The sequence below is a fragment of the Streptomyces sp. AC1-42W genome (assembly GCF_003248355.1).
Lineage (GTDB): Bacteria > Actinomycetota > Actinomycetes > Streptomycetales > Streptomycetaceae > Streptomyces.
This window is the reverse complement of the sequence record NZ_QKWY01000003.1, coordinates 70,579-95,754: the sequence shown is the minus strand read 5'-3', so window position 1 is coordinate 95,754 and position 25,176 is coordinate 70,579. Positions and strand designations below refer to the sequence as shown.

The window sequence follows — 25,176 nt, the reverse complement described above, 5'->3', positions numbered from 1 at the left end:
CGCGCGCTCACGGGGCGATCGCCTCCAGGGACACCAGGACGTCGTCCCGGAAGCACAGCCGGTAGGCGTCGCCCGACCGGTCGTCGAACCGGTCGGCCGTCATCGCGTAGTACTCGCACGTGGTGCCCTCTCCCTCCGGCTCGGCGCCCTTCGGCCGTACGCCCGTCTGCCGGTCCGGCAGCAACCGCTCCACCTCGGACCGATCCTGCCCCACGTGCAGCCGGGCGAAGTCACGCGGGTCGAGAACGGCCCGCGACGCGGAGAACATCTCCCAGCCCACGAGCGCCGCGCTCAACAGGGCCCCGGTCACCAGGGGCACCATGACCGCGGCGACGAGCGCCCGCCGCACCCGGCGCCGGGCCTGGAGGTGGGGCGGCGGCGCGGCCGTCACGGCTTCCGCGGGCGCGTGCGGGATGCGGGCGCCGACCGCGTAACCCCCGTCGCGCGGGCCGTGCTCGAACACCCCGCCCACCGACCGCACCCGCTCGTCGAGCCCGGCCAGCCCGCGCCCACCGCCCCGGAGCCCGCCCGGCGACCGGCGCCCGGCCGGGCCCGGCGGCGGCCCGTTCTCCACGACGACCCGGGTCTCCGCCCCCGTATGCCGCACGCACACCGTCGCCGCCGCACCGGCCGCGTGCTTGGCCACGTTGGTCAGCGCCTCCCGCACCACGTGGTGGGCCGCCCGCGCGACGACGGGCGGCACCTCGTCCGCCGCGCCCTCGACGCTCAGCTCCACGGCGAGACCGGCCGCCCGCGCCTGCGAGGTCAGCGCGGTGAGGCCGGAAGCGTCCGGCCCCGGCGGCGCGGCGTCGGCCTCCTCGCGCAGGACGCCGATGACCTCCCCGAGGCGCTCCACGGCGGCTGCGGCCCTGGCCCGGATGTCCCCGGCCGCCTTCCGGTGGTGCTCCGCGAGGTCCGGCGCGAGCTTGAGCGCACCGGCCGACAGGGCGATGAGACTGAGATCGTGACCGAGCACGTCGTGCATGTCCCGGGCGATACGGGCCCGCTCCCGCGACCGCACCCGCTCGGCGATCAACTCCTGCTCACGGCGCAGCTGTTCGGCATGCTCCCAGCCGGCCCGTACGAGCTGCTGGTACTGGCACCAGAACCGCCCCGCGAACCACGGCAGCATTGTGCCGGCGACCACCACACCCACGAACCGCCCGGCCGGCGGAAGCCGGCCCGGTACGACGGACAGGGCCACCACCCCGGCCGCGAGCACCGCCACCAGGACGAGCCCGGTCGGCGCCGTCCGCCCGGCCCGACGCCCCGCCAGAAACGCGGCACCGGCCGCCGGAACGGCCCACCACAGACTCACCACGCTCAACAGGGCCCCCACCACGGCAGCCCCCGCGAGCACACCCCCGGCCACCGACCGCGACCCCGCCCCGCTCACCACATCATCCACACCGACGACGCTACGGACCCCACCCCCCACCCGACCACTGCCGAAAGTCAAAGGCGCCGCCACGGCCGCATCGGGCCGTTGCTCGTGGTGCGGCCCCGCGCCTCCGTGCCTTCGCGCCCCTGTGACATCGTCGTGCCCATGGCAGAGTCCTGGGTGTTCGATGACGACCGTTCCGTTTCCGCGTCGGCCGCCGGTGTGGCGGAGATCCTTCGGGCGCGGATGGCGGCGGGGAGGCTGGAGACCTGGCTGGCCAGTTCGTCCGGGCGGGCGCTGGCGCTCGTGACGAACACCGAGCGCGCGATGGTCGTGCTGATGGAGGGCGAGGGCGATCCCGGCGAGCACGCCGTGGACCCCGGGGCCGAGGGGTGGAGCGACGGGTTCGTCCTGGCCAACGGGCAGGACGACGAATACCCGGACGAGGACACCGTCCCCGTCCGGGAAGCGTTCCGGCTGGTCGAGCACATCGTCGCCACCGGGGCGTGGCCCGACGACGCGCACTGGGTGGCCGACCGCTGACAGCGGGCCGCCCTTCTTGATACCCCCCTGGGTATTTGACAAGCGCGGGGAGGGCTTCGTACCGTCGAGTAGGTAATACCCCGTGGGGTATCACGGCCGAAAAAATACCCCCCTGGGTATCAAACCCCGAGAACCGTCCCGCTTCGGAGGCTTCCGTGTTCTTCTCGCAGTACTACCTCGAGTGCCTGTCCCACGCGTCGTACATGATCGCGGACGAGGGCACCGGCCGGGCGGTCGTCGTGGACCCGCGCCGGGACGTGTCCGAGTACCTGCGCGACGCCGAGGCGCGGGGCTTCACCGTGGTCGGCGTCATCAACACGCACTTCCACGCCGACTTCGTCGCCGGACACCTGGAGGTGGCCGACCGCACGGGCGCGTGGATCGGATACGGGCGCCGGGCCGAGACCGAGTACGCGATCCGCCCGCTGGCCGACGGCGACACCATCTCCCTCGGCGACGTGACGCTCAAGATCATGGAGACGCCCGGCCACACACCGGAGTCGATCAGCGTGCTGGTGTACGAGCGTGCCGAGGACAGCGTCCCGTACGGCGTGCTGACCGGCGACGCGCTGTTCATCGGGGACGTCGGCCGCCCCGACCTGCTCGCGTCGGTCGGGGTGACCGCCGCCGAGCTGGGCGCGATGCTCCACGACAGCGTGCAGCGCAAGCTGATGGGCCTGCCCGACGAGGTGCGCGTCTTCCCCGCCCACGGCGCCGGCTCCTCCTGCGGCAAGAACCTGTCCACCGAGCGGCAGTCCACCATCGGCGAGCAGCGCGCCACGAACTACGCCTGCGCGCCGATGAGCGAGCCGGACTTCGTCGCGCTCGTCACCGCCGGGCAGTCGGCGGCCCCCGGGTACTTCGCCTACGACGCCGACCTCAACCGCCGCACGCGGGAGCTGTTCGACCCGGCGACCGCGCCGCGCGCGCTGGACCCGGCGGACGTCCTGGCCCGGCGCGCGGCCGGCGCGGTGGTCGTGGACGCACGCGACCCGCAGGAGTTCGCCGCCGGCCATCTGCGCGGCGCGGTCAACGTCCCGGCGGACGGCAGGTTCGCCGAGCAGGCCGGCACCGTGCTGCCGCTCGGGGCCGAGGTCCTGGTCGTGGCGCCGGAGGGCCGCGAGGAGGAGATCGTCACCCGGCTCGCCCGGATCGGCTTCGACCGCGTCGCCGGCTACCTCGCCGCGCCCGACGAGGCGCTGGAGGCGATGGCCGACGAGGTCGTCCCCGCCGGCCGCCTCACCGCCGCCCGGCTGCGCGCCGAGCTGGACGGGGCCAACCCGCCGCTCGTCGTCGACGTCCGCAACTGCGGCGAGCGCGCCGAGAACGGGTCCATCGAGGGCGCGCTGCACATCGCGCTCGGCGAGTTGCCCGCCCGGCTGGACGAGATCCCGCGCGACCGGCCGCTGGTCCTGCACTGCGCGGGCGGCCACCGCTCCTCGATCGCCGCGAGCCTGCTGCGCCACCACGGCTTCGACGACGTCTCCGACGTACTCGGCGGCTGGGCCGCCTGGGCCCTGCTCAACACGCCGCTCAACACGCCCGCCGCCGCCTGAACCTCCCCCCCCTCTCAATCCCAAGGAGCGCACTCCGTATGACGACCGACACCCCCGCCTTCACGCCCGCCGCCCTTCAGCACCTGCTGGGGACCGGTGACGGCCCCCGCCTGCTGGACGTGCGGACGTCCGGCGAGTTCGAGGCCGGACACATCCCCGGCGCCTGCAACGTGCCGCTGGACACCCTGCGCGAGCACCGCATGGAGCTGGGGCGGCACCTGGACCAGGACGTGGTGCTGGTCTGCCGCTCCGGCACCCGCGCCACCCAGGCCGAGGAGGCGCTCGCCGACGCCGGCCTGCCGAACCTGCGGGTCCTGGACGGCGGCATGATGGCCTGGGAGGCGGCCGGCGCGCCGGTCAACCGCGGTCGGCGGCGCTGGGAGCTGGAACGGCAGGTCCGCCTCGTCGCCGGTTCGATCGTGCTGGTCAGCGGGGTCGTGGGCTTCTTCGTGCCCGGCGTGCACCTGATAGGCACCGCGGTCGGCGCCGGACTCACCTTCGCCGCGCTCAGCAACACCTGCGCCATGGGCATGATGCTCTCCAAGCTCCCGTACAACCGGGGCCCGCGCACCGACGTCCGTACGGTCATCGCCTCGCTCCGCGACGGGTCGTGAGCGGGCCGCACATGCCCTGACCAGCGGTTCCACCCCTCTCGGTGGAGATCTGCCGCACACCCCGCATGCCCGAGAAATACCCCCCTGGGTATAATTGGTTCCCATAAATACCCAGGGGGGTATCACGAGGAAAGGAGCAGCTCCGTGTTCTTCATCGACACCGTCGAACTGGAGGGCCTGGGCAACCGCCACTACCTGGCCGGCGGTACCGAGACGGCCGTGGCCGTGGACCCCCCGCGCGACTTCGACCAGATCCTGGTGGCCGCCGCCCGGCGCGGCGTACGCATCACCCATGTCGTGGAGACGCACATCCACAACGACTACGTGACCGGCGGCCTGGACCTGGCCAGGGCCACGGGAGCCTCCTACCTCGTCCCGGCCGGGGCCCACGTCTCCTTCGCCCGTACGCCGGTGGCGGACGGCGACACCGTGCCGGTGGACGCCGGCCTGGTGCTGCGGGCCGCCGCCACGCCCGGACACACCCCGCACCACACCGCGTACGTCCTGGAGGAGCACGGGACCCCGGTCGCCGCGTTCACCGGCGGCTCGCTGCTGATCGGCACCGTGGGCCGCCCCGACCTGGTGGAGCCCCGGCTGACCGAGGAGCTGGCCCGCGCGCAGCACGCCTCCGCGCACCGGCTGGCGGCCGGGCTGCCGGACGCGACGGCGGTGCTGCCGACCCATGGCTTCGGCAGCTTCTGCTCCTCCGCGCAGGCCGAGGGCGACCGTACGACGATCGGCCGGGAGAAGGCCGTGAACAGCGCGCTCACCACCGACGCCGACACCTTCGTCGCCGAGATCATGGCCGGCCTGGAGGACGTGCCCGCGTACTACGCGCACATGGGCCCGGTCAACGCGTCGGGTCCCGCCCCGGTGGACCTGACGCCCCCGCCCGTCGCGGCCGCCGCCGGGATCGCCGCCCGGCTCGCCGCCGGTGAGTGGGTGGTGGACCTGCGCAACCGCGTCGCGTTCGCCGAGGGCCATGTCGCCGGGAGCCTCAACTTCGAGGCGGACGGCAAGATCGCCACCTACCTCGCCTGGATGATCCCGTGGGGCAAGCCGGTGACCCTGCTCGCCGAGTCCCCCGGGCAACTGGCCGCCGCCCAGCGCGAGCTGGTACGGGTCGGCATCGACCGGCCGGCGGCCGCCGCCGTCGGCACCCCCCGGGAGTGGGCCGGCGAGGACAGCGCCCCGGCCTCCTTCCCCCGCTCCACCTTCGCCGGGCTCGCCGCGCGGGGGACCGGCGACGTCGTCGTGCTCGACGTGCGCCGCGACTCCGAGCGCGCCACCGGGTACGTCGAGGGGTCCGTGCACATCCCGGTCCACCAGCTGCACCAGCGCCTGGGCGAGGTCCCGGCGGGCACCGTGTGGGTGCACTGCGCGGGCGGCATGCGCGCCGCGATCGCCGCCTCCCTCCTGGACGCCGCAGGCCGCGACGTGGTCGCCGTGGACGACGGCTTCGACGCCGCCACCGCCGCCGGCCTCCCGGTCGTCACGGACTGAGCGGACCCGCCCGGCCGGACCGCCACCGTGCGGCGGACCCGGACGACCCATCCCCGTAACCCCCCGCCCCACCCCCGTACGACCGCACGTCGAGAGGCCCGTCATGCTGCCCCTGTTCTCCCGAAACACGACCCGGGACACCGGCCGGGACAAGACCGGCCGGGACACCGGTCGGGACAAGAAACGCGTCACCGTCGAGGAGGCCCACCGCCGCACCGACGGCCCCGACGCCCCGGCCGTACTCCTGGACGTACGCGAGCGGAACGAGTGGGACGCCGGGCGGGCCCCCGGCGCCGTGCACGCGCCGCTGTCCGGCCTGGCCGCCGGGGCGCCCCTGCCCCGGGCCGTCCGGGGGCGGCCGCTGGTGGTCATATGCCGCAGCGGGAACCGCTCGCAGCGGGCCGTCGCGCTCCTCGGCGCACGGGGCGCGGACGCGGTGGACGTCAAGGGCGGCATGAAGCGGTGGGCCGCCGCCGGACACCCGGTCGTCGCCGGGGCCGGACGCGAGGGCTGTGTGGCATGACCGCCCTGATCCTCGCGCTCGTCGCCGGAACCGTCGTCGGCCTGGCCCTCGGCGGCCTCGGCGGTGGCGGCAGCGTCCTGGCGGTCCCCGCCCTGACCTACCTCATCGGTATGCCGGCGGCCGACGCCATCACCGCCAGCCTGATCATCGTGACCGTGACGTCCCTGACCTCGCTCGCCGGGCACGCCCGCGACGGCAACGTGGCCTGGCGGACCGGGCTGCTGTTCGCGTCGGCGGGCATCGTCCCCGCCATGCTCGCGGGCCTGGCCGCGGGCCATCTGCCCCAGGCGCTCCTGACCTTCGCCTTCGCCGGTATCGCGGGCCTCGCCGCCCTGCGCATGCTGCGCCCCGCGGCCGCCCCGGCCACGGGCGAGGTGCGCCCCGCGAAGGCGGGCGCCGCCGGGGCCGGCCTCGGCGCGGTGACCGGGCTGCTGGGGGTGGGCGGCGGCTTCCTCGCCGTACCGGCGCTGGTCCGGGTGCTGAACCTCCCCATGCGCCGGGCCATCGGCACCAGCCTGCTGGTCATCACCGTCAACTCGATCGCCGCGCTGGGCGCCCGTGCCGGCAGCGGCATGCATCTGGACTGGGCCGTCATCGCTCCCTTCACCGCCGCCGCGATCCTCGGCGCCTGGGACGGCAAGCGGTACGCCCAACGCCTCAGTGGCAGCACCCTGCGACGCCTCTTCGCCTGGGCCCTGCTGGCGGTCGCGGCCTTCATGCTGGCCGACGCCCTCTTCTGACGGGCCGGAACCGGCCATCGGTCGATGGCTGGAACGTGTTACCCCGCCTGGTTCCGCGCCGATAACGTTGGCATAAAGTGAGGCTCGCCTAATTCTTTAAAGGTGAACCAACTGGAGATACGTTCATGTCATATCGGCGCCGTGGTACCGCCGCAGTAGCCCTCGCCGTCGCTGCCGCACTCTCCCTCGCCGCGTGCGGCGCCGATTCCTCCGGGGACGACCAGGGCTCGTCCGCCCAGGGGACGAAGGACTCCAAGTCCGTCGCCAAGGGCGGCAAGGACTTCGGCGACGCCGCCGAGAAGACCGCCGCGCTCGGCACCGACGCCCAGCCCGGCGAGTGGCCCCGTACGGTCAAGCACGCCATGGGCAGCACCGAGATCAAGGCGCAGCCCCAGCGGGTCGTCGTCCTCGACGTCGGCGAGCTCGACAACGTCGTCTCGCTCGGCGTGAAGCCGGTCGGCCTCGCCCCGACCGAGGGCTCGCCGGAACTCCCCTCGTACCTCAAAAAGGACGCGGGCACCCCCAAGAACGTCGGCACCATCAACAGCCTCAACCTGGAGGCGATCGCCGCGCTCAAGCCCGACCTGATCCTGGGCAGCCAGCTGCGCGCCGCCAACTCCTACGACGAGCTGTCGCAGATCGCGCCCACCGTCTTCTCCATCCGCCCCGGCTTCACCTGGAAGGAGAACTACCTCCTCAACGCCGCCGCGCTGGACAAGACCGCGCAGGCCGAGGCCAACCTCGCCGCGTACAAGAAGAAGGCCGAGGCCCTCGGCGAGAAGCTCGGGGCCGACAAGCCGACCGTGTCGATGGTCCGCTACCTGCCCGACGGGCTGATCCGCCTCTACGCCAACGCCTCCTTCATCGGCACCATCCTCAAGGACGTCGGCATCCCGCGCCCCGCGAACCAGGACATCCCCGACCTGGCCGCCGAGGTCAGCGCCGAGAACATCGACCAGGCCGACGCCGACTACATCTTCACCGGCGTCTACGGCGACGCGAAGGCCACCGACAAGAGCAAGGCCCAGTCCAACCCGCTGTGGAAGAACCTCAAGGCGGTCAAGGACGGGCACGCCTTCGACGTCCCCGACGAGACCTGGTACCTGGGCCTCGGCGTCACCGCCGCCGAAGCGGTCCTCGACGACCTCCAGAAGCACCTGACGGCCTGAGCACCGCAAGAAGAGAGCGAGCCCGGCGCATGCCGCCCTCCCCCCTCACCCGCCGGCGGGCAGCCTGGCTGCTCGGCGGCGCGGCGATGCTGCTGGTCGCCGTCCTCCTGAGCCTCATCGTCGGCAGCCGCCACGTCGCACCGGGCGCCGCGATCCAGGCCCTGTTCCACGACGGCGGCAGCGCCGACGCCCAGGTGGTCCGCGCCCTGCGCGTACCCCGCACGGTGGTCGGCATCCTGGCCGGCGCCGCGCTCGCTCTCGCGGGAACGGTCATGCAGGGCATCACCCGCAACCCCATCGCCGAACCCGGCATCCTCGGCATCAGCCAGGGCGCATCGGTCGGCGTGGTGACCGCCATCGCGTTCTTCGGCGTGCACTCGCTGGGCGGCTACGTCTGGTTCGCGTTCGCCGGCTCCGCCGTGGCCGGAGTGGCCGTGTACGCCGTCGCCAGCGGCGGGCGCGGCGGGGCGTCACCGGTCAAGCTCGCCCTCGCGGGCGCCGCGATGAACGCCTTCCTCGCCTCGGTCGTGTCCGGGATCGCCACCACCAACGCCCGCGCCCTCGACGAGTTCCGCTTCTGGCAGGTCGGCTCCATCAGCGGTCGCGACGGCGAGCTGATCGGCCAGGTCTGGCCGTTCATGCTCGCCGGAGTCCTGCTGGTCGCGGCCGTCGCTCGCGGACTCGACGCCCTCGCCCTCGGCGACGACGCCGCCCGCAACCTCGGCAACAACGTCGGCCGGCTGCGCGCCCTCGGCGCCCTCGGCGCCACCGTGCTCACCGGCGCCGCCGTCGCCGCGGTCGGCCCGATCGCCTTCACCGGACTGGCCGTCCCGCACATCGCCCGCGCCCTGGTGGGCACCGCCCACCGCTGGGTCCTGCCGATGGCCGCCCTGCTCGGCCCGGTGATGATCCTCGGCTCCGATGTGATCGGCCGCGTCCTCTTCCCGCCCTCGGAGGTACCGGTGGCGGTCATGACCGCCCTCATCGGCGTGCCGTTCCTGGTCGCGCTCGTCCGCCGCCGCACGGTGGTGGCCGCGTGAGCGACCCCGCGACCCTCGCCCCCGCCCGGCTGCGGCCCGCCGGGCACACCGTGCTGCGGCGCGGACGTGCCAGCCTCCTCCTCCACCGCCGCTCCGTCGTCGTCGCCGCCTCCCTGACGGCGCTGCTCGCCTGCGCGGTCGTGGCCTACCTGTGCGTCGGCGAATCGTTCGTCGCCCCCGGGAAGTCGTCCGCGTACTGTTCGGCCTGCCCAGCCCGGACGAACTCGTCGTGGGCACCCTGCGGCTGCCGCGCCTGGTCGTCGGCCTCCTCGCCGGCGTCGCGTTCGGCATCGCCGGGGCACTGGTGCAGACCGTCGCCCGCAACCCGCTCGCCAGCCCCGACGTCATCGGCGTCACCCACGGGGCGGGCGCCGCCACCGTCGCCGCGCTCAGCTTCAACCTGGTCGCCGCCGACGCACTGCCGTACGTCTCCGTCGCCGGCGGCATGGCGGCGGCCCTCCTCGTGTATGTGTTCGCCTGGCGCGGCGGACTGCACTCCTCGCGCTTCGTCCTCGTCGGCATCGGCGTCTCGGTCGCGCTCGGCTCGCTCACCCAGCTGCTTCTCACCAAGGGCGACTACCTGGTGGCCCAGCAGGCCAAGGTCTGGCTGACCGGCTCCCTCAACAGCCGGGGCTACGAGGAGGCGGGCCCGCTCCTCGTCGTCCTCGCGGTCGGTGTCCCGGCGGCGATGTGGGCGGCCCGCGCCCAGCGCAGCGCCTCCTTCGACGACGACACGGCGACCGCGCTCGGCGTCCGCCTGGGCCGGGTACGGCTCGGGCTGACCGCGCTCGGCGTCGTCCTCGCGTCGGTGGCCACCGGCGCGGTCGGCCCGGTCGACTTCGTCGCCCTGCTCGCCCCGCAGATCGCGCGCCGGCTCACCCGTACGGCACAGACCCCGCTGCTGTCGTCGGCGCTCATGGGGGCGCTGATCGTCGTCGTCGCGGACCTGCTCGCCCGCCGCCTGTTCTCCCCGATCGAGCTGCCGACCGGAGTCCTCACCGCCGTGGTGGGCGCCCCGTACCTGATGTGGCTCATCGTCCGCACCCGCAGCCGTACCGGAGGCACCTCGTCATGAGCCGTCCCGCCAGCCGCCTCTCGGCGCACGACCTGACCCTGGCCTACGAGGACCGCACCGTCGTCGAGGGTCTGGACCTGGAGATCCCGGACGGCCAGGTCACGATCGTCGTCGGGCCCAACGCCTGCGGCAAGTCCACCCTCCTGCGGGCGCTCGGCCGCCTCCTGAAGCCGAAGCGCGGCTCCGTGCTCCTGGACGGCCGCGAACTCGCCGGCCTGCCCGCCAAGCAGATCGCCCAGACCATCGGCGTACTCCCGCAGACCCCCACGCCCCCGGACGGCATCACCGTCGCCGACCTCGTCGCACGCGGCCGCCAGCCGCACCAGAAGTGGTGGCAGCAGTGGTCGGAGGCCGACGAACAGGCTGTCGGCGACGCCCTGGAGCGTACGAACACGGCCTCGCTCGCCGACCGGCCGGTGGACGAACTCTCCGGCGGCCAGCGCCAGCGCGTCTGGATCGCCATGGCCCTGGCCCAGGACACCGAACTGCTGCTGCTCGACGAGCCCACCACCTATCTGGACATCGCCCACCAGGTGGAGGTCCTGGACCTGGTCCGCCGCCTCAACCTCGAACGCGGCCGCACCGTCGTCGCCGTCCTGCACGACCTGAACCAGGCCGTCCGCTACGCCGACCACCTCGTCGCCATGAAGAACGGCCGCATCGTCGCGCAGGGGGCACCGGACGAGGTGGTCACCACCGAGATGGTCCAGGAGGTCTTCGGCCTGTCCTCCGTCATCATCACCGACCCCGTCACGGGCGGCCGCCTCGTAGTCCCGGGCTTCAGCGGGCAGCCTGCCGCGCCGGAGAAGATGGCGCGGAAGACGGGCCCGGAGACGGAGAAGGCGCCGACGGGCTGAACTGCCCCGACCCCACCGCCCCCAACAGGGCCAGCTGCACCCCGCCCAGCAGGGCCCGCGCCGCCTCGTTCTGCGCGAGGACGTCGCCGAGGTCGCCGATGACCTGGGCGGGCGTCGTCGGCAACTGGTCCAGCAGATGCAGCAGCCCGGGTTCGACATGGTCCCCGGCCGGGCCCCCGGCGGGCGGGCGGTGGCCGGCCAGCAGATGCAGATGGTCCCGCTCGTCACCGCTCAGCCGCAGCGCGCGGGCCAGGGAGGCCAGGATCTGCGGCGAGGGCTGCGGGCCGCGCGCCTGCTCCAGGCGGACGTAGTAGTCGGCCGACATCCCGGCCAGCTGGGCGACCTCCTCCCGCCGCAGCCCCGGCGTCCGGCGGCGCGGACCGATGGGCAGCCCCGCGTCCTGCGGGCGGACCCGGTCGCGTGAACGGCGCAGGAAGTCGGCGAGCTGCCGGCGGTCGATCGTCATGCCCGTCATCCTGCCGGACCGCCCCCGGCGCAACCAGGGACCGCCGGTCCCAGGCTCGGCGGGGCTCTCCCGGCCCCTTCCGTACGGCGGCAGAGTCAGCGGCACACCGGGCCGAACACCCCGGCCCCCAAGCCCAGTCACACAACTGTGAGCGCAAAGGGGCATCCCCACCAGGGCCAGTACCACGGCCCTACGACACACGGCGCCCCCGCTGGGAGAGATCCCCGCGGGGGCGTCGTGCATTCCGAGCCGGTGTTGGCGAGCCCAGGCCGGGCACACCATGAGGAGCAGGGGGTTACCGGCTCAACGAATCCCCAGCAGGCACACCCCCGCATGGACCTACCATCGAAGGGGAGCCATCGCGCCCGAGTCAACCCGCTGAGGTGAACGTGAGCAACTGGGCCGATCTGACGACAGGCAAGCGGATCAAGAACCTTCGGGGGAATGATCTGACACAGACGGAATTGGCGGAGGCGTCGGGACTCTCGTACGCGACGATCCAGAAAGCCGAGCAGGATCGGGGCGAGCTGTCCGTCGGTTCCCTGCTAAAAGTCGCGTCCGCGCTGAATACGGACGTGGCCGTGATCCTCGGCCAACAGGCACCGCGCCGAGGCATGGACCGAGGTAACCGCGCCGCTCTGCGCCGGCTGTCCGACGCGGTCCACGAGAGCGCCCTCGGAGAGTGGGAAGGGTTCGAGGACCCGAGCAGCGTCGAGGAGCTGGGCAAGGCCCGCGACCTCGCGTGGTCCGCGTACTGGGCGAGCGACACGGCCAAGGTGAGCACCCTTGCCGCGAAGGTGCTCATGGAAGGACAGGTCAGGTACGCCGCGGCGAACGCCACCGAGCGCGAGCAGCTGGGCGTGATCCTTGCGAGCACATACCGAGTGGCCGCGTCGTGCGCGAACGGTTTCGGGCAACGGGACCTCGCGTTGAGCGCCCTCACGTCTGCGAAGCTGCTCGCCAAGGACGCGGGCGATCCCGTGATGACGGCCCTGCTCGAATCCACGCTCTCTTGGGTCTACCTCCGAGGGGCGAAAATGCCGAGGGCTGTCGCCGTCGCCGAGCGTGCGGCCCTGGCGATTGAGCCGTCGTTCAGCAAGTCGCCGAAACCTCAGCTGCTCGCGTATGGACGGCTCATGATCTCGGCAGCTGTGGCGGCGTCGCGCCGCGAGGACGAGACAGCTGCCGATGACTACATTTCGCAGGCGCACGCCGCCGCCGCGCGGCTCGGTACCGACATGAAGCTGTACGGGACCAGCTTCGGCCCGACCGCGGCGAAGACGGAAGCCGTCGGGATTCACGTCGCGTTGAAGAACTACGGCCGGGCCCTACAGCTCGCCCGTCAACCCGACATGGCGACCCTGCCAGAGAGCATGTCCAAGGTGGCGCGGAACCGGTACAAGCTCGACGTTGCCCTCGCCCAGTGCTCGGCCGGTCTGTACGACCAGGCAAGCGACACCCTGATCGAGGTAGGTCTCGACGCCCCGGAATGGGTCAAGCACCAGGCGTTGCCCGGCGTCATCGGGAAGCGTCTCGCGAAGGTGTCGACCGCCCGCGTGCGGAACATCAGTGAGCTGATTGGCGTACCGCTGATCGCATGACTCCTACGGAGCGTAGGAGTTGACGGCCTGCCAACTTGCGCCGGTCCTACGCTCCGTCTCTTCACCTAGCGTGTTCAATGGAACACGATTGACGCATGGTCAGCACCGAGAACGAACTCAGGCAGGGGCCAACTCGGGCCCGTCGTACCGAGGGTGACCGCAAGCGTCGTCGGGCCCTCGCGGATCACTCCGCCGGGCACGTGCCGGGCGAGGGGGACATCCCGACCGAGTCGCGGGTCGACCGCTTCCGCGTCGTTATCTATCTGTGCGGGGCTCCGAACTCCGACATCAGCGGGCCGCGTCGGGAGTGCGAGGAGTACGCCGCCGTGTTCGGCTGGGAGATTATGGGTGTGATCGAGGACCGCGTCGGCCTGCTCCCGCCGGATGGCCGCGAGGGTCTGACGCAGGCTCTTGCGCACGTCGAGAGCAAGCAGGCGGGTGCCGTCCTCACCGCGTGGCGCTCGATGATCTCGACGATTCCGCAGGAGTACGACGAGGTCGCGCGGGAGGTCGAGAGCCGGGGCGGGTTCCTGCACGTGATGGACACCGACCGCCACCGGGGGCGGCGGGCCGAGCGGTGCTGACCGCGCCGACCACGCTCGGCATGGCCGGCTACTGGTGCGAGTGGCTGGTCGCTGATGAGTCCTCGCCGAGCCCGCGGCCGATTCGGTACGCGCCGGTCGCCGCCCCGGCGAACGCGCTCCGTTGGGCGCGGGTCAACGTGACGACGATCCTCTCGGCGCTCGACGAACCGGTCTCGGGATACGTCGATGGGTGGTTGGCGTCCGACCTGCGGCCGACTGAGGAAGACCTCGCCCAGGGGGAGCCGTTCACGCTGGCGGTGTCGTGCGGGAGCGCGCGGTTTGAGTGGACGGCGCGACGTACAACGTTCCTCCCCGTGATCGGCGGTTTCCCTCTACCTCACGGCGCGCGGGGGTGCGCCGTGGGAGTGAGGCCCATGGAGCTGTGGGCGCGGTTCGATTTCCAGCGCGGTTCGTGCCATCGGTGCGAGCGCACGAACCTGGCCGTGGCCCGTCTCGGGACGATGGAGGCGCGGGGGGTAACCGTGGAATTCCGAGCCTGTCACTGGTGCATCTTCCGTATCGAGCAGCTGCATTGGGTTGAGGCCGAGCGCGCCCGGCTTCGGGCGGGTGGCCCTGCGAGGGCGCAGCAGCCTGCGGCGCGACCGACCCGCCGGGCCCTGTGCGTGCCTGGCCTGCCTCTGCGCATCGGACGCTTGAGGGCGTCCGCCTGGTCTCCGCCTCTTCCGGGTTCGACAATGGGTCATCTGGTTGAGGCGGGCGTCAGAAGAACACAAGCGAACGACCAACACAGGAGGTTCAACGTGAACGCTCAGCCGTGGATCATCGCCGCCGACGGGGGCAACCCGCAGGACGACAGCGACAGCGGCAACAAGCACGGCGGTGGTGGTTCGGACGAGGGAGGCAACTCCTCGGACGGCCAGGGCCCGGCGGACGGTCGCTGACCGACGATGCCCGACAGCCTCAGCACGAAGGAGGCCGGCCCGGGAGGGCTGGCCTCCGTGCTCATGGAAAAGGGCGCCCTGTCTACGGACTGGCTGCCCGCCTTCAAGGCCGTGCCTCGTGATGCGTTCGTTCCCGACAGGGTTTGGCCGGGGCAGGCGAACGGCACGCGGCAAGGCGAGTGCATCAACCGAAGCGAGGACCCCGGCCGTTGGTGGGGGAAGGTCTATTCGGATATCCCTCTGACGACTCAGTGGGATGACGGCGGACACCAGGGAACGGACAAGGGCCGGTCGCCCACGTCGTCGAGCAGTATGCCGAAGATGGTGTTCTCGATGCTGCGCGAGCTGGATGTCGAGCGCGGTAACAGGGTGCTGGAGATCGGGACCGGGACAGGGTGGAATGCCGCCCTGCTCGCGTACCGGCTCGGTCCGGACAATGTCGTGACGATTGAGGTTGACCAGGCCGTCGCGGAGGAGGCCCGGCGCCGGTTCGACCGCATCGACCTTGAGCCCGTGACCGTCGTTGGTGACGGCGCTCTCGGTCATGCGGCGGGGGCACCGTACGACCGGGTTATCGCTACGTGCTCGATCGCGAAGGTGCCGTTTTCGTGGGTCGAGCAGACGCGCCCCGGCGGGATCATCGTTGCCCCTTGGGGACCGGCTTACGGCGGGCAGGGCATCGCCCGGTTGACGGTCCTCGACGACGGCACGGCGGCGTCCGGTCCGTTCGTCATGTCCTCGGCGTTCATGAGGTTGAGGGACCAGCGCGAGCAGTTCCCCCCGACGGCCCACTATCTCGGCGGTAAGGACTGGCCGGCGGGCGGGGACAGGGGCGTGACGACCTTGTCGCCGGACGACATGGGCGACTGGCACCACATGTTTACCCTGGGCGTGCAGATACCGGATCTGTTCTGCCGCGTCGACTGGGGGAACAACGGGGCGTACCGGCTTTGGTTGTTCGACATGGGCGGTACGTCGTGGGCGTCGGCGGACTATGAGAAGGGGCGGACGGAGTACGGCATCGTCCAGGCGGGCCCGCGGCGCCTGTGGAATGAGGCCGAGTCCGTGATGGCCTGGTGGCGCGAGCAGGGCGAGCCGCGGTTCGACCGGTACGGGCTGACGGTCACTCCGAAGAGCCAGTACGTGTGGCTCGACAACCCGGCGAACCTGTTGCCCCTCCTCGAACCGTAGGACTCCGTCGCGTCCCGTGCCCCCGTGCGGGATGAGGCGGACAGCGCGGGCCCGCGTCGCGCCCGTGGGCCCGCGCACACGAAAGAGCGCCCCCCGCACCGGCCCCGTGGCCGGTGCGGGGGGCGCGATGCGTCTACTGGCTGGTGAGTTGCCACAGGGACAGGACGAGACCAGCGACGGCGACCAGGGCGGCCACGGACGGGAGCGGCCACCGTGCCCGTTCGAGGGCGTCGAGCCGGGCGTCGTTGCGCTTCTGGCGCTCGGTCTCGCCTCGCTCGACGGTGTCGAGTCGGGCGTCGTGGCCGTCGACCTGGCGGGCGTGCGTCTTGAGCGCTTCGTCGGTCTGGTCGTGGCGTTGTACGAGCAGGGCGAGGCCGCCGTCGGTGCGCGTGAACCCGACCTCGGTCGTCCGCCTGATCCGCTCCAGTTCAAGGGCGACTGCGGCCGGTTCGGACGGCGAGGGCTGGGTCGTCACGGCGCGGTGTGCTCCTTGTTGTCGTCGACCAGGCCGAGGCCGAACCGGTCGAGCAGGGCCTCGACGCTCGGCAGGGCCATGACGCGTGCGAGGCCGCCGGCTGCGGCGAGAGCGGCGACCCACGGCAGGGACTCGGGTACGCCGGACGCGTCCACGATGGCGGGCAGGGCGACGGCGAACCCGACGATGCCCTGTAGGACGGTCCGCGCGGTGCGCTTGTTGGCGTCGGTCATGTGGTGGTGCTTCTGTTCCGGGTGGGCCCGCCCCGGTTGAGGCGGGCCGGGTGAGGGGGGGCGAGGTCACGCGGTGACGGTGAACCCGTGGTGCTTCGCGAGGATGTCGAGCGAGGCGCGGCCGGGCAGTCCGTCGGCGTCGGCGCCGTGGTACCCGCAACGGCGCTGCCACGCGGCGTACGCGGCCTTGGTCTGAGTGCCGAAGTGGCTGTCTACGTATCTCTTGGCGAGCAGTCCCTCGGCGGCGAGTGCGTCCTCGACGATCCGGGCGCCCGCGTACGAGACCGGCGTACCGGACTTGGCGGGGTCGGTCCGGGCGGCGGCGAGCAGCTTGGACAGGTCGACGACCTTCGCCGCCGGCTTCGGCCTGCCGGGCAGGGTGCCGAGCAGCTTCCGCAGAGTTGTTTCCCCCGGCACGCCGTCGGCGTTCGCTCCGGAGTAGCCGAGGCTGCGCTGATAGTCGGCGTAGTTCTGTGTATCGGCGTCCGGCCAGGTCGGGCCGGGGGCCCTCGGCGTAGTGCTTGCCGAACCCCTTCGCGACCAGGGCGCGGCCGACCTTGGTCACGTGGTCGCCCTTGGCACCGTATCCGTAGGCGAGGCCGCCGATCGTGCCCCGGCAGCGGGCGACGGTCGGCTCGCTTGGCGAGGTGCTGCCGGTGAGCTTCTTCGCCCGGCGGACGATCTCGGGCAGCTCAGCATCGAAGGACTCGCCGAACAGGTGATCGCCGTCATCGAGGACGCCGGCGCCGGACCGGTGGACCTGCTCGGCTTCTCCCTCGGCTCCCCGGTCTCCGCCGCCGTCGCCGCCCGGCGGCCCGACCTGGTGCGCCGACTGGTCCTGGTCGCGGGCTGGGCCCACACCGACGGGGACGAGTACCTGCGCAACCTGTTCACGCTGTGGCGGCGAATCGGCGACAGCGACCCCGCCGCCTTCGGCCGGAGCGTGACGATGACCGGGTTCAGCCGGGCCTTCCTCAACGCCGTCGGACGCGACGAGGTCGAGGCGATGATCCCCAACCTGCCGCCCACACCGGGCACCCTGCGCCACGTGGACCTCAACCTGCGCGTCGACATCCGCGCCCTGCTGCCGCGCATCGAGGCGCCCACGCTGGTCATCGGCAACACCCGGGACGCCACCGTCCCGGTCGACCACAGCCGCGCCCTGCACGAGGCGATCGCCGGCAGCGTGTACACGGAGATCGACGCCGGACACGTGGTGCTCTTCGAGCGGACGGCCGAGTTCACGGACCGGGTGGCCGCGTTCCTGGCGCGGTGAGGGTCCGATCGGAACGGGTTGCCGTGGACCCGGGCCGGCTGGGCGTCAGGTTGTCAGTTCAGGGGCGCGGGCGGGGGTGTGCCGTAGAAGGTGAGCGGGGGCCAGCCCTTGGACTGGGCGAGCGCGGAGAGCGCCTGGGCGACCTCCAGGGAGGTGATGTGCTGGGCGGATGGGTAGCCGTTCGGCTTGTCGACGCGGACGCTGAAGCTCATCTCGATGCGCAGGTCGTTCTCGCCCATGGTGTGGCCGGCCCGGAACTCGGTGCCGTCCTCGAACACGGTGGACGTCGTGGTGCTCTGGGCTTCCTGGCCCGAAGCCGCATCCCGTCCCGACGCCTCGGCCGTACCGGCGCTCGCGAACACCGCACCGGCCGCGGCCGTCCCCGTATACCCCAGCAACGATCGTCTGGACAGCTCCGACATGGTCCCCTCCTCCTGTCCGGGCCCCGGCGGCGGCCGGGAGCCGGATTCGAGCATACGAGCGAATGTCACGCGGTGGAGCGGCTTCGCCGCATTCGGTTGCCGGACGGCCGCCCGCAACGACGGCCGCGCCGGCCCCGGGAACCTTCCCGAAGCCGGCGCGGAACGTGCGTCGCGTACGGGGATCAGCCGGTGAAGCCCGCCGTGATGGAGGTGAACTGCCAGGCCGGCCGGTCCCGGTTGACCGCCCAGAAGGCGAGCCGGCCGATGTCGTGGCTGTTGGCCCAGTCGCGGATCTGGGTCCAGATCTGCGGAGTGGTGACCTCACCGGCGTCGCTGGAGTCGTTCATGCCGGAGATGCCGATGTGGTTGTACGCCTGCTGGTCGGTCCAGCCGAAGGTGGAGACGAGCTTGGTCTTCAGCCCCTCGGTGGCCTTGATGGTGTTGCCGTACATGTCGGCCGCGCCGCCGAAGTTGAACGGCATGATGGTGAAGTTGTCGATGTCGGCGCCGAGGGCGTGGGCGCGCTCGATCAGCCGGTTGCCCCAGGAGTTGGGCCCGGTGTTGAGCGTGGGGATGGTGACGATCGTCCGCAGACCGGGGTTGTTCTGCTTGACGATCTTCAGCGCGCCGAGGATGCGGTCCTGCACGGCGGCGTTCTCGAACTCGTCGGTGTTCTCGATGTCGATGTCGATCGCCTTCAGGTCATAGGCGTCGATGACCTTCTGGTACGCGCCGGCGAGCGCCTCCGTCGTCGAGCAGTTGGGGCCGAGCTTGTTGCCGCTCCAGCCGCCGATGGACGGGACGATGTCACCGCCGGCCGCCCGGATCGCCTTGATGGCCGCCTCGTCCTGGCCGCCGAGCAGCGGACGCTGGCTGTCCCAGGCGGGGTTGCAGCCGTTCTGCGCGAGGATGAACGCCATCGTGTACCACTTGATGCCGGTGGCCTGCATGACCTCGGTCGGGCTCGGCGGGTTGCCCCAGCCGAGGTAGAGGTACGGGGCGGCCTGGATGAAGCGGTCGCCGCTGCCGCCGTCCTTCCCGGTCGTCGCGGTGACGGTCGCGGAGTCGGGGGACACGTTGCCCGCGCGGTCCTTCGCCCGGACGGTGAAGCGGTACGTGGTGCTGGGCGTCAGCCCGCCGACGGTGGCGGAGGTCCCCGTCACCGAGGTCGCCAGGGTGCCGTCCCGGTACACGTCGTAGCCGCTGACGCCGACGTTGTCGGAGGCCGCGTCCCAGGCGAGCGAGACGCTGTTGGCGGAGGTGCCGGTGGCACGCGGGTTGCCGGGCACGGAGGGCGCCTCGGTGTCGTCGCTGCCGCCCGGACCGTCCAGGCTGATGTCGTCCGCGTAGTACGTGCCCTGCCCGTACCAGCCGTGCAGGTAGACCTCGGCGCTCTGCTGGGAGGACCCGGTGGTGAAGGAGACCGTCAGCTGCTTCCAGTCCGAGGCGGAGCCCGTCCAGGTGGACGTGCCGCCCTGGACACCGAGGTACGTGTACGAGCCGCGCACCCACGCCGAGAGGGTGTACTTCGTGCTGGGCTGCACGGACACCGTCTGCGCGCACCGCGCCGTGTCCGAGTTGCTCACGGCGGCGGCCAGCGCGCGGCTGCCGCCGTGCACGGGGCTGCTCACGATCGAGCCGGCGTTCCCGGCACAGGACCAGCCGTCGAGGGTGCCGGCCTCGAAACCGGGGTTGGTCAGCAGGTTGGCCGCTTGCGCCGTGGCGGCGGTCGGGGCCATCAGCGCGCCGGCGCCGCCGAGCAGGGCGGCGGTGGCGCAGGCGAGCAGGCGATGCCGAGTTCTCACGCTGTCTCCTGGTAGTGGGGGGCGGTGCTCCGATGAGGGGGACGTGCGGAAACGGCCGGCGCAGGCTCCTTCCGGGGTCTGCGCCGGCCGGTCGTGCTCGAGCGGTCGCGCTCGGGGGTGCGGGTGGATCGGCCCGCTACGGGCTCAGGGCCGCTGAGGGATCAGGGCCGCTGGGGGGAGGGCCCGCAGGGGAGGGGCCGCCGCGCGGGGCTCAGCAGGCGCCGAGGTCCTCCCAGACGCCCCACTCGCCGGTGGTGCCGGGCTCTTCGCCGGTCACCCACCACTTGGCCCGCCAGTTGTGGCCGTTGTGCGAGACGGTCTGGCCGCCGGTGTAGATGCTGCCGGCGCTCCAGGCGCCGGTCGTGCAGTCGCCGGGCTGCTCGCCGCCGTTGTCACCGCCGCCGTCGTTGCCGCCGTCGTCGCCACCGCCGTCATTGCCGCCACCGTCGTTGCCGCCGCCGATGTTCACGTCGATGCAGGCGTAGAACGCGTTGGCGGTGTCCGCGATGTTCCAGACGGCGAGCAGCTTCTGCTTGCCGCTGAACCCGCTGAAGTTCAGCTGGTGGCTGACCGAGGCGGCGGGGATGCGGCCGCCGTCGTTGAACTGGGCGATCTTCTGGTCGCCGATGAAGTACTGCCAGTTGCTCGTGGCGTGGCGCGCCTCGATCGTCCACGTCAGGGTCTGCGTGGTGCCGACCGGGGTGACCTTCCAGCCCTTGGCGTCGTTGTCCAGGTCCGCCCAGCGGGAGTCGCCCCCGCTACAGGTGCGCAGCCCCTTCGGGCCCTCGACACTCGCCGGCTCGTATTTGATCGGTCCGCACTGGATCACGCGGTTGGCGCACTGGTCCTGACGGCTGGACGGCGTGACCACCCAGCCGTGGGCGCTCGCCGAGGGGGCGGGGAGGCTCAGGGCCACTGCGGGAGCGACCAGGGCGCCCAGGGCTGCGGCCCACGTTTTCTTCATGCGCATGACATCCAATTCCCTTCGTGCACGCCGGGTCCGCCCAGGTGAACGTACGACGTTGCCGGTGAGGCAACTTCCACATGCGAAGGTCTAGACCGACGCTCGCAGGTCTAGACCTTAGCGAAGGAGGGGAGCCCGTCAAGAGGGTGAGCGCCGCCTCGTACCGCTCGGCGCGGCTGCGAACGCCCGTCTACGCGCGAGGACTTGAGTCGTATACGTGCGAGGACTCGAGTCGTAGGGGCGGACACGCCGGGGCGGTCGGCGAGGGCCCCTTGTGCCGCACGGCCCCCGTGTAGTGGGGTGTGCGGCATGAAGAAGAGAAGCATGGCGGCCCTGACCGCGATCCTGGTCGTGGCCCCGTTGGTCGCGGTGGCGCCCGGCTCGCAGGCGGCCCCCCAGAACCGTTCCGGCGGCTCGGCGCGATCCGCCGAATCGACGCTGGTCGGCGGCATCGACCTCGACACCGTCACCATCCCCGAACTGCAGGCCCGCATGGCCCGCGGCTCGCTGTCCTCGGTCCGGCTGACCCTCGCCTACCTGCGGCGGATCAAGGCCATCGACCCCAAGATCAACGCCGTGCTGCACACCAGCCCGACGGCCCTCGGGCAGGCGGCGGCCAGCGACATCAGGCACCGCCTCGGCCGCACCCGCGGCCCGCTCGACGGCATCCCCGTCCTGCTCAAGGACAACGTGGACACCCGCGACATGCCGACGACCGCCGGGTCGCTCGCCCTGGCCGGGAAGCCGCCGCGGTCCGACGCCGAACTCGTCGCGAAGCTGCGCGCGGGCGGCGCGGTGATACTCGGCAAGGCCAACCTCTCGGAGTGGGCCAACTTCCGCGCCGCGTCGCCGACTTCGGGCTGGTCGGCGGTGGGCGGCCAGACCCACAACCCGTACGTCCTGGACCGCAACCCGTGCGGCTCGTCCGCCGGCTCGGCCGCCGCCCTCGCCGCCTCGCTGGCGCAGGTGGCGATCGGCACCGAGACGGACGGCTCCATCGTCTGCCCCGCCGGGATGAACGCCGTCGTCGGCCTCAAGCCGACCCTCGGCGTGGTCAGCCAGTCGGGCGTGGTGCCGATCTCCGCGGAGCAGGACACCGCCGGCCCCATGGCCCGCAACGTCGTCGACACCGCGCTCACCCTGTCGGTCATCGGCGGCGCCCCCGCGGCCCCGGACTTCGCCGAGCGGGCGACCCGCCCCGGCTCGCTGCGCGGCAAGCGGATCGGCCTGTGGCGGCTGCCGGTGCTCGGCACCGAGGTGGACGCCCTCATGACGAGCACCGCCGAGCGGCTGCGGAGCGCGGGCGCCGAGGTCGTCGAGGTGGACCTCCCGTACCAGCGGCGCCTGGGCGAACTCGAATTCCCGGCCCTGCTCAGCGAGTTCCACCGGGACATCAACGCCTACCTCGCCACCCGCAAGGGCCCGCGCAACCTCGCCGAGCTGATCGAGTTCAACCGGACGCACCCGCAGGAGCAGACCTGCTTCGCCGGCCAGGAACTCTTCGAGGAGGCCCTCGCCGCACCGCCCACCACGGACCCCGAGTACCGGGCGATGCGCACGGAGCTGAAGGACCTGTCCCGCCGCTCCATCGACGAGGTCATGGCCGAGCACGACCTGGACGCGATCGCGTCGCCGGCGAACCCGCCCGCGTGGACGACCGACTGCGCGCGCGGCGACAACGACGTGATCCCGTCGTCGACGCCCGCCGCCGTGGCCGGCTACCCCTCGCTGTCGGTGCCCGCCGGCTTCGTCGGCGAACTGCCCGTGGGCCTGCTCCTCATGGCGGGCAACGGCCAGGACGCGGACCTGCTGAGCCTCGGCGCGGCCGTCGAACACCGCCTGGACGGCCGGCACGCCCCCCGCTACCTGCCGACGCTCCCGGACACCACCGGCTGACGTGACGCAGGGCGACGGCACCGGGCCCCCGCGCCCCGGTGCCGTCGCCGTACGCGGGGGCCGGCCCTGCCTGAGTACACGCGCCCGCCGGGTTGAGTAGCGGGGCCCATGAGCACCCCGCCCGCTCCCGGCGACCATCGGTCCATGAACACACGGACCCGGACCACACCCCCCACCGCCCCGTGGGCGCCCGTACCGAAGGCGGCGGCGCCCCGACCCGCCACGGTCTTGCTGACCGTCCTGCTCGGCGCCCTCACGCTCATCTCGGTGGCCTGGATCACCTTCCTGGTCTGGATCGTCGCGGTGTGGGGCGCGGCGGCGGGAGAGCCCACCGGCGGCTACCTCGCCCTCTACGCGGCCTGCCTGGCCACCGGAGCCGCCCTCCTCGCAGCCCTCGCCACCCGCCCCGCGATGCGCCGCATGCCCCCACCCCGCCGCGCCCTGCTCCTGAGCGCCGTGGCCTGCCCGATCCCGCTCACACTGGCAATCCTCACCTGGACAACCACCGGCTGATCCGCACCGCTGCCGCGCTCGGGCCCGGTCCGGCGTCGGTGGCTCCGTAAATGCGGACGGTGCTTCGGTTCGGGGAGGCAGGATGTCCTGGTCCGGAAATCGAGGGAAGGAACCCCTGGCCGTGGCTCGTGCCGTTACGCTGATTCGCTCCGCCTCCCTGTCCGACATCGCCGAGTACGCCTACGCGGCCACGGCGCCCGCCGAGGCCCGGCTGATCTTTCTGGCCGGGGCGTGTCCGCTGAACGGCGACGGCTCGACGGCCGCGGTCGGGGACTACGCCGGGCAGGCCCGGAAGGCCGTCGAGAACATGCGCACCGCCCTCGCGGACGCCGGCGCGACCCTCCAGGACGTCATCAGCACGCGCGTCCTCGTGGCGTCGGCCCGGCGCGAGGACCTGGTGACCGCGCCGTACTCGACGCGTAGCGGCCCCACCGGCGCATATTTCCATCGGGTACAAATGGCGTGCGTGGCCGGTCGGTTCGGGGCCGAATTCCGGGCAGGTGATCGGGTAATTCGAATATTCACTCGGGTGGGCGGCTTTGATCCGATGGGAGCATGGACTCACCCGGCCAGGAAATGCCCTTGAGGGGAGATTCCCCGGGAGAGGAGCATGGAAATGGCTATCGAGGCCTACGAGAACCTGCAGATCGTCCGAGGGACGGTCGCGGCCGACGGAACCCGGACCGCCGGCTACGGGTTCAAGGTGACGAAGATCAGCGCCGGTACGTACACCCTCACCTTCAACAACGACTTCGTGGAGAAGCCGTCGGTCGTCGCCACGCTGGACGGTGACTCCTGGTCCCTCCTGGACAACGCGCATGTCACGGGCGCCACGACGGAGCGGGTGACCGTCAGGACGGGCAACTCGGACGGGGTCGTCGCGGACCGCCCGTTCCACTTCGTCGCCATGGGCTGACCGGGGCGGAGGGCTTCCCCGGCCGTGGACGCCGGCCGGGGAAGTTTTCATAGTGGCAGAAGAACCGGCCGGTCGAAGGGCGCGATCCGGCTATACGGACCCGAGCGCTTCCGCCACGGCCATCGCCGAGGCGAGTGGGTGCACCTCGGGGGTGTCGTCGAGCGCTTGCCGCAGCCTCGCCAGCGACCGCTGCGAGGCATCGCCGGTCGCGCTGATCTCGTCCTCGACTTCGGCGAGCTCGTTGTCCAGCGCGTCGGTCCGGCCGGTGGTGACCAGTCGCTGCATATCGGCGCGCAATTCCCTGATCCGGTTCAGCAGTTCCCGCATGTTAATTTCCACGCGGCCGACGACGTGGTTGCTGCCCATAACGTTGCTATGCGTGTTGGAGATGGCGCCGATGAGGCCGCCGACGACCCTCTGGCCGAAGTTCAGGTTCCCGCTGTCCCTGCTCATGCTGCCCCACCCTCTTCTACGGCTTCCGCCGCCGGTGCGGCCGCGGACGTGTTCTGCGTGTCCTCGTTCCGTTGCCGGGACATCGGCTGAGTGACCGCCTCACGGATCTGGCGGATCTGCCCCAGCTGTTGCAGCAGGGCGGGCGCGGCGGCCCCGACCGTCAGGGCGGCGAATCCCCCCGTGGCCTGTCCGCTGGTCCCGAACGCGGTGGCGGTGGCCCCGCCGAGCACCAGCCGCGCGACGGCGATGGCCACGATGGGAGGCAGGTCGATGAAGCTGAGGAAACTCGGCGGATTCTTGCGCCTGCCGCCCGAGGGAGTCAGCCGGGCCGCGCGCCACTCCCCGAGCCGGCTGAAGAACGCGACCGCTTCGATGAGTGCCCCGCCCGCCCCGCCGAGGAGCATGTAGTCGACCACCGTCACCTTGGCGCCCCCGCCCGCACGTCGAATGACCGTCCCTTCATGGTGCCACGGCACCG

Annotated in this window: 27 protein-coding genes and 2 pseudogenes; 19 read left to right on the top strand and 10 right to left on the bottom strand. The window is 72.2% G+C overall.

The features are described from left to right. Window positions 1-7: 7 nt before the first annotated feature. Window positions 8-1,408 carry a sensor histidine kinase gene (locus DNK56_RS33270; RefSeq protein ID WP_446750455.1) on the bottom strand — a complete coding sequence of 467 codons (1,401 nt, stop codon included), beginning with the start codon at window positions 1,406-1,408 and terminating at the stop codon, window positions 8-10. Between the two features lie 138 nt (window positions 1,409-1,546). Between DNK56_RS33270 and DNK56_RS33265 the strand changes: the two genes are divergently transcribed. The 10 genes and pseudogenes from DNK56_RS33265 (at window position 1,547) to DNK56_RS33220 (ending at window position 11,001) form a co-directional block, all read left to right on the top strand. After that, window positions 1,547-1,924: a hypothetical protein gene (locus DNK56_RS33265; RefSeq protein WP_111339936.1), complete on the top strand. Its 378-nt coding sequence runs from the start codon at window positions 1,547-1,549 to the stop codon at window positions 1,922-1,924. A gap of 155 nt (window positions 1,925-2,079) precedes the next feature. After that, window positions 2,080-3,480 carry an MBL fold metallo-hydrolase gene (locus DNK56_RS33260; protein WP_111339789.1) on the top strand — a complete coding sequence of 467 codons (1,401 nt, stop codon included), beginning with the start codon at window positions 2,080-2,082 and terminating at the stop codon, window positions 3,478-3,480. A gap of 38 nt (window positions 3,481-3,518) precedes the next feature. Then, window positions 3,519-4,094, top strand: a complete 576-nt coding sequence (locus tag DNK56_RS33255; RefSeq protein WP_111339788.1) for a rhodanese-like domain-containing protein — start codon at window positions 3,519-3,521, stop codon at window positions 4,092-4,094. Window positions 4,095-4,238: 144 nt separating this feature from the next. After that, window positions 4,239-5,597 (top strand): MBL fold metallo-hydrolase, encoded by a 1,359-nt coding sequence (locus DNK56_RS33250; RefSeq protein WP_111339787.1) that lies wholly within the window; start codon window positions 4,239-4,241, stop codon window positions 5,595-5,597. A 103-nt stretch (window positions 5,598-5,700) separates the two neighbouring features. Further along, on the top strand, window positions 5,701-6,120 hold the full coding sequence (locus DNK56_RS33245) for a rhodanese-like domain-containing protein (protein WP_111339786.1): 420 nt from the start codon (window positions 5,701-5,703) through the stop codon (window positions 6,118-6,120). After that, complete coding sequence (locus DNK56_RS33240; RefSeq protein ID WP_111339785.1) at window positions 6,117-6,860, top strand: sulfite exporter TauE/SafE family protein; 744 nt, start codon at window positions 6,117-6,119, stop codon at window positions 6,858-6,860. The genes DNK56_RS33245 and DNK56_RS33240 overlap by 4 nt, the downstream gene beginning before the upstream one ends. 125 nt (window positions 6,861-6,985) lie before the next feature. Next, entirely contained in the window at window positions 6,986-8,029 is a 1,044-nt protein-coding gene (locus DNK56_RS33235) for an ABC transporter substrate-binding protein (protein WP_111339784.1), read from the top strand. Window positions 8,030-8,058: 29 nt separating this feature from the next. Further along, complete coding sequence (locus DNK56_RS33230; protein WP_111339783.1) at window positions 8,059-9,069, top strand: FecCD family ABC transporter permease; 1,011 nt, start codon at window positions 8,059-8,061, stop codon at window positions 9,067-9,069. Then, window positions 9,066-10,144: pseudogene (locus DNK56_RS33225) on the top strand (FecCD family ABC transporter permease). The gene DNK56_RS33230 and the pseudogene DNK56_RS33225 overlap by 4 nt, the downstream one beginning before the upstream one ends. Continuing rightward, on the top strand, window positions 10,141-11,001 hold the full coding sequence (locus DNK56_RS33220; RefSeq protein WP_111339782.1) for an ABC transporter ATP-binding protein: 861 nt from the start codon (window positions 10,141-10,143) through the stop codon (window positions 10,999-11,001). Before DNK56_RS33225 ends, DNK56_RS33220 begins: the two are co-directional and overlap by 4 nt. 37 nt (window positions 11,002-11,038) lie before the next feature. On the opposite strand, the pseudogene DNK56_RS33215 reads toward DNK56_RS33220, so the two are convergent. After that, window positions 11,039-11,467, bottom strand: a pseudogene (locus tag DNK56_RS33215) (helix-turn-helix domain-containing protein); the annotation flags it as partial. A 389-nt stretch (window positions 11,468-11,856) separates the two neighbouring features. On the opposite strand from DNK56_RS33215, the gene DNK56_RS33210 reads away from it, so the two are divergent. The 4 genes from DNK56_RS33210 (at window position 11,857) to DNK56_RS33195 (ending at window position 15,745) form a co-directional block, all read left to right on the top strand. Beyond that, entirely contained in the window at window positions 11,857-13,068 is a 1,212-nt protein-coding gene (locus DNK56_RS33210; protein ID WP_111339781.1) for a helix-turn-helix domain-containing protein, read from the top strand. A 95-nt stretch (window positions 13,069-13,163) separates the two neighbouring features. Next, entirely contained in the window at window positions 13,164-13,652 is a 489-nt protein-coding gene (locus tag DNK56_RS33205; protein WP_111339780.1) for a hypothetical protein, read from the top strand. A gap of 761 nt (window positions 13,653-14,413) precedes the next feature. Beyond that, a complete protein-coding gene (locus DNK56_RS35145; RefSeq protein ID WP_158558566.1) occupies window positions 14,414-14,554 on the top strand; it encodes a hypothetical protein in 141 nt (46 codons plus the stop codon). 6 nt (window positions 14,555-14,560) lie between these two features. Further along, the gene (locus DNK56_RS33195; RefSeq protein WP_199563953.1) at window positions 14,561-15,745 is read left to right on the top strand and encodes a methyltransferase domain-containing protein; all 1,185 of its coding nucleotides are present in this window, start codon (window positions 14,561-14,563) and stop codon (window positions 15,743-15,745) included. A 133-nt stretch (window positions 15,746-15,878) separates the two neighbouring features. On the opposite strand, the gene DNK56_RS33190 is transcribed toward DNK56_RS33195, so the two are convergent. The 3 genes from DNK56_RS33190 to DNK56_RS33180 all read right to left on the bottom strand — a co-directional run bounded on the left by DNK56_RS33190 (window position 15,879) and on the right by DNK56_RS33180 (window position 16,870). Then, window positions 15,879-16,220 carry a hypothetical protein gene (locus tag DNK56_RS33190; RefSeq protein WP_111339779.1) on the bottom strand — a complete coding sequence of 114 codons (342 nt, stop codon included), beginning with the start codon at window positions 16,218-16,220 and terminating at the stop codon, window positions 15,879-15,881. Next, window positions 16,217-16,453, bottom strand: a complete 237-nt coding sequence (locus DNK56_RS33185) for a hypothetical protein (protein WP_111339778.1) — start codon at window positions 16,451-16,453, stop codon at window positions 16,217-16,219. Before DNK56_RS33185 ends, DNK56_RS33190 begins: the two co-directional genes overlap by 4 nt. 66 nt (window positions 16,454-16,519) lie before the next feature. Continuing rightward, on the bottom strand, window positions 16,520-16,870 hold the full coding sequence (locus tag DNK56_RS33180; protein ID WP_111339777.1) for a hypothetical protein: 351 nt from the start codon (window positions 16,868-16,870) through the stop codon (window positions 16,520-16,522). 100 nt (window positions 16,871-16,970) lie between these two features. Here DNK56_RS33180 and DNK56_RS33175 point away from each other — a divergent pair, with 100 nt between their 5' ends. Continuing rightward, window positions 16,971-17,729: an alpha/beta fold hydrolase gene (locus tag DNK56_RS33175; RefSeq protein ID WP_111339776.1), complete on the top strand. Its 759-nt coding sequence runs from the start codon at window positions 16,971-16,973 to the stop codon at window positions 17,727-17,729. Window positions 17,730-17,782: 53 nt separating this feature from the next. Here the strand turns inward: DNK56_RS33175 and DNK56_RS33170 are convergent, their stop codons facing one another. From DNK56_RS33170 to DNK56_RS33160, 3 genes are all read right to left on the bottom strand, one after another. Further along, on the bottom strand, window positions 17,783-18,151 hold the full coding sequence (locus DNK56_RS33170) for a hypothetical protein (RefSeq protein ID WP_111339775.1): 369 nt from the start codon (window positions 18,149-18,151) through the stop codon (window positions 17,783-17,785). A 182-nt stretch (window positions 18,152-18,333) separates the two neighbouring features. Further along, on the bottom strand, window positions 18,334-19,956 hold the full coding sequence (locus DNK56_RS33165) for a carbohydrate binding domain-containing protein (protein WP_111339774.1): 1,623 nt from the start codon (window positions 19,954-19,956) through the stop codon (window positions 18,334-18,336). A 211-nt stretch (window positions 19,957-20,167) separates the two neighbouring features. Continuing rightward, window positions 20,168-20,926, bottom strand: a complete 759-nt coding sequence (locus DNK56_RS33160; protein ID WP_111339773.1) for a lytic polysaccharide monooxygenase — start codon at window positions 20,924-20,926, stop codon at window positions 20,168-20,170. A gap of 303 nt (window positions 20,927-21,229) precedes the next feature. Between DNK56_RS33160 and DNK56_RS33155 the strand changes: the two genes are divergently transcribed. The 4 genes from DNK56_RS33155 to DNK56_RS33140 all read left to right on the top strand — a co-directional run bounded on the left by DNK56_RS33155 (window position 21,230) and on the right by DNK56_RS33140 (window position 24,245). After that, window positions 21,230-22,816 carry an amidase family protein gene (locus DNK56_RS33155; protein WP_111339772.1) on the top strand — a complete coding sequence of 529 codons (1,587 nt, stop codon included), beginning with the start codon at window positions 21,230-21,232 and terminating at the stop codon, window positions 22,814-22,816. Between the two features lie 144 nt (window positions 22,817-22,960). Further along, on the top strand, window positions 22,961-23,329 hold the full coding sequence (locus tag DNK56_RS33150; RefSeq protein WP_241990216.1) for a hypothetical protein: 369 nt from the start codon (window positions 22,961-22,963) through the stop codon (window positions 23,327-23,329). A gap of 121 nt (window positions 23,330-23,450) precedes the next feature. Further along, window positions 23,451-23,915 (top strand): RidA family protein, encoded by a 465-nt coding sequence (locus DNK56_RS36370; protein WP_241990215.1) that lies wholly within the window; start codon window positions 23,451-23,453, stop codon window positions 23,913-23,915. Between the two features lie 30 nt (window positions 23,916-23,945). Next, a complete protein-coding gene (locus DNK56_RS33140) occupies window positions 23,946-24,245 on the top strand; it encodes a hypothetical protein (protein ID WP_111339771.1) in 300 nt (99 codons plus the stop codon). Between the two features lie 90 nt (window positions 24,246-24,335). Here DNK56_RS33140 and DNK56_RS33135 read toward each other — a convergent pair whose 3' ends face one another. Continuing rightward, window positions 24,336-24,698, bottom strand: a complete 363-nt coding sequence (locus DNK56_RS33135; RefSeq protein ID WP_111339770.1) for a hypothetical protein — start codon at window positions 24,696-24,698, stop codon at window positions 24,336-24,338. Then, window positions 24,695-25,120 (bottom strand): hypothetical protein, encoded by a 426-nt coding sequence (locus tag DNK56_RS33130; RefSeq protein WP_146610543.1) that lies wholly within the window; start codon window positions 25,118-25,120, stop codon window positions 24,695-24,697. Before DNK56_RS33130 ends, DNK56_RS33135 begins: the two co-directional genes overlap by 4 nt. Between the last annotated feature and the right edge of the window lie 56 nt (window positions 25,121-25,176).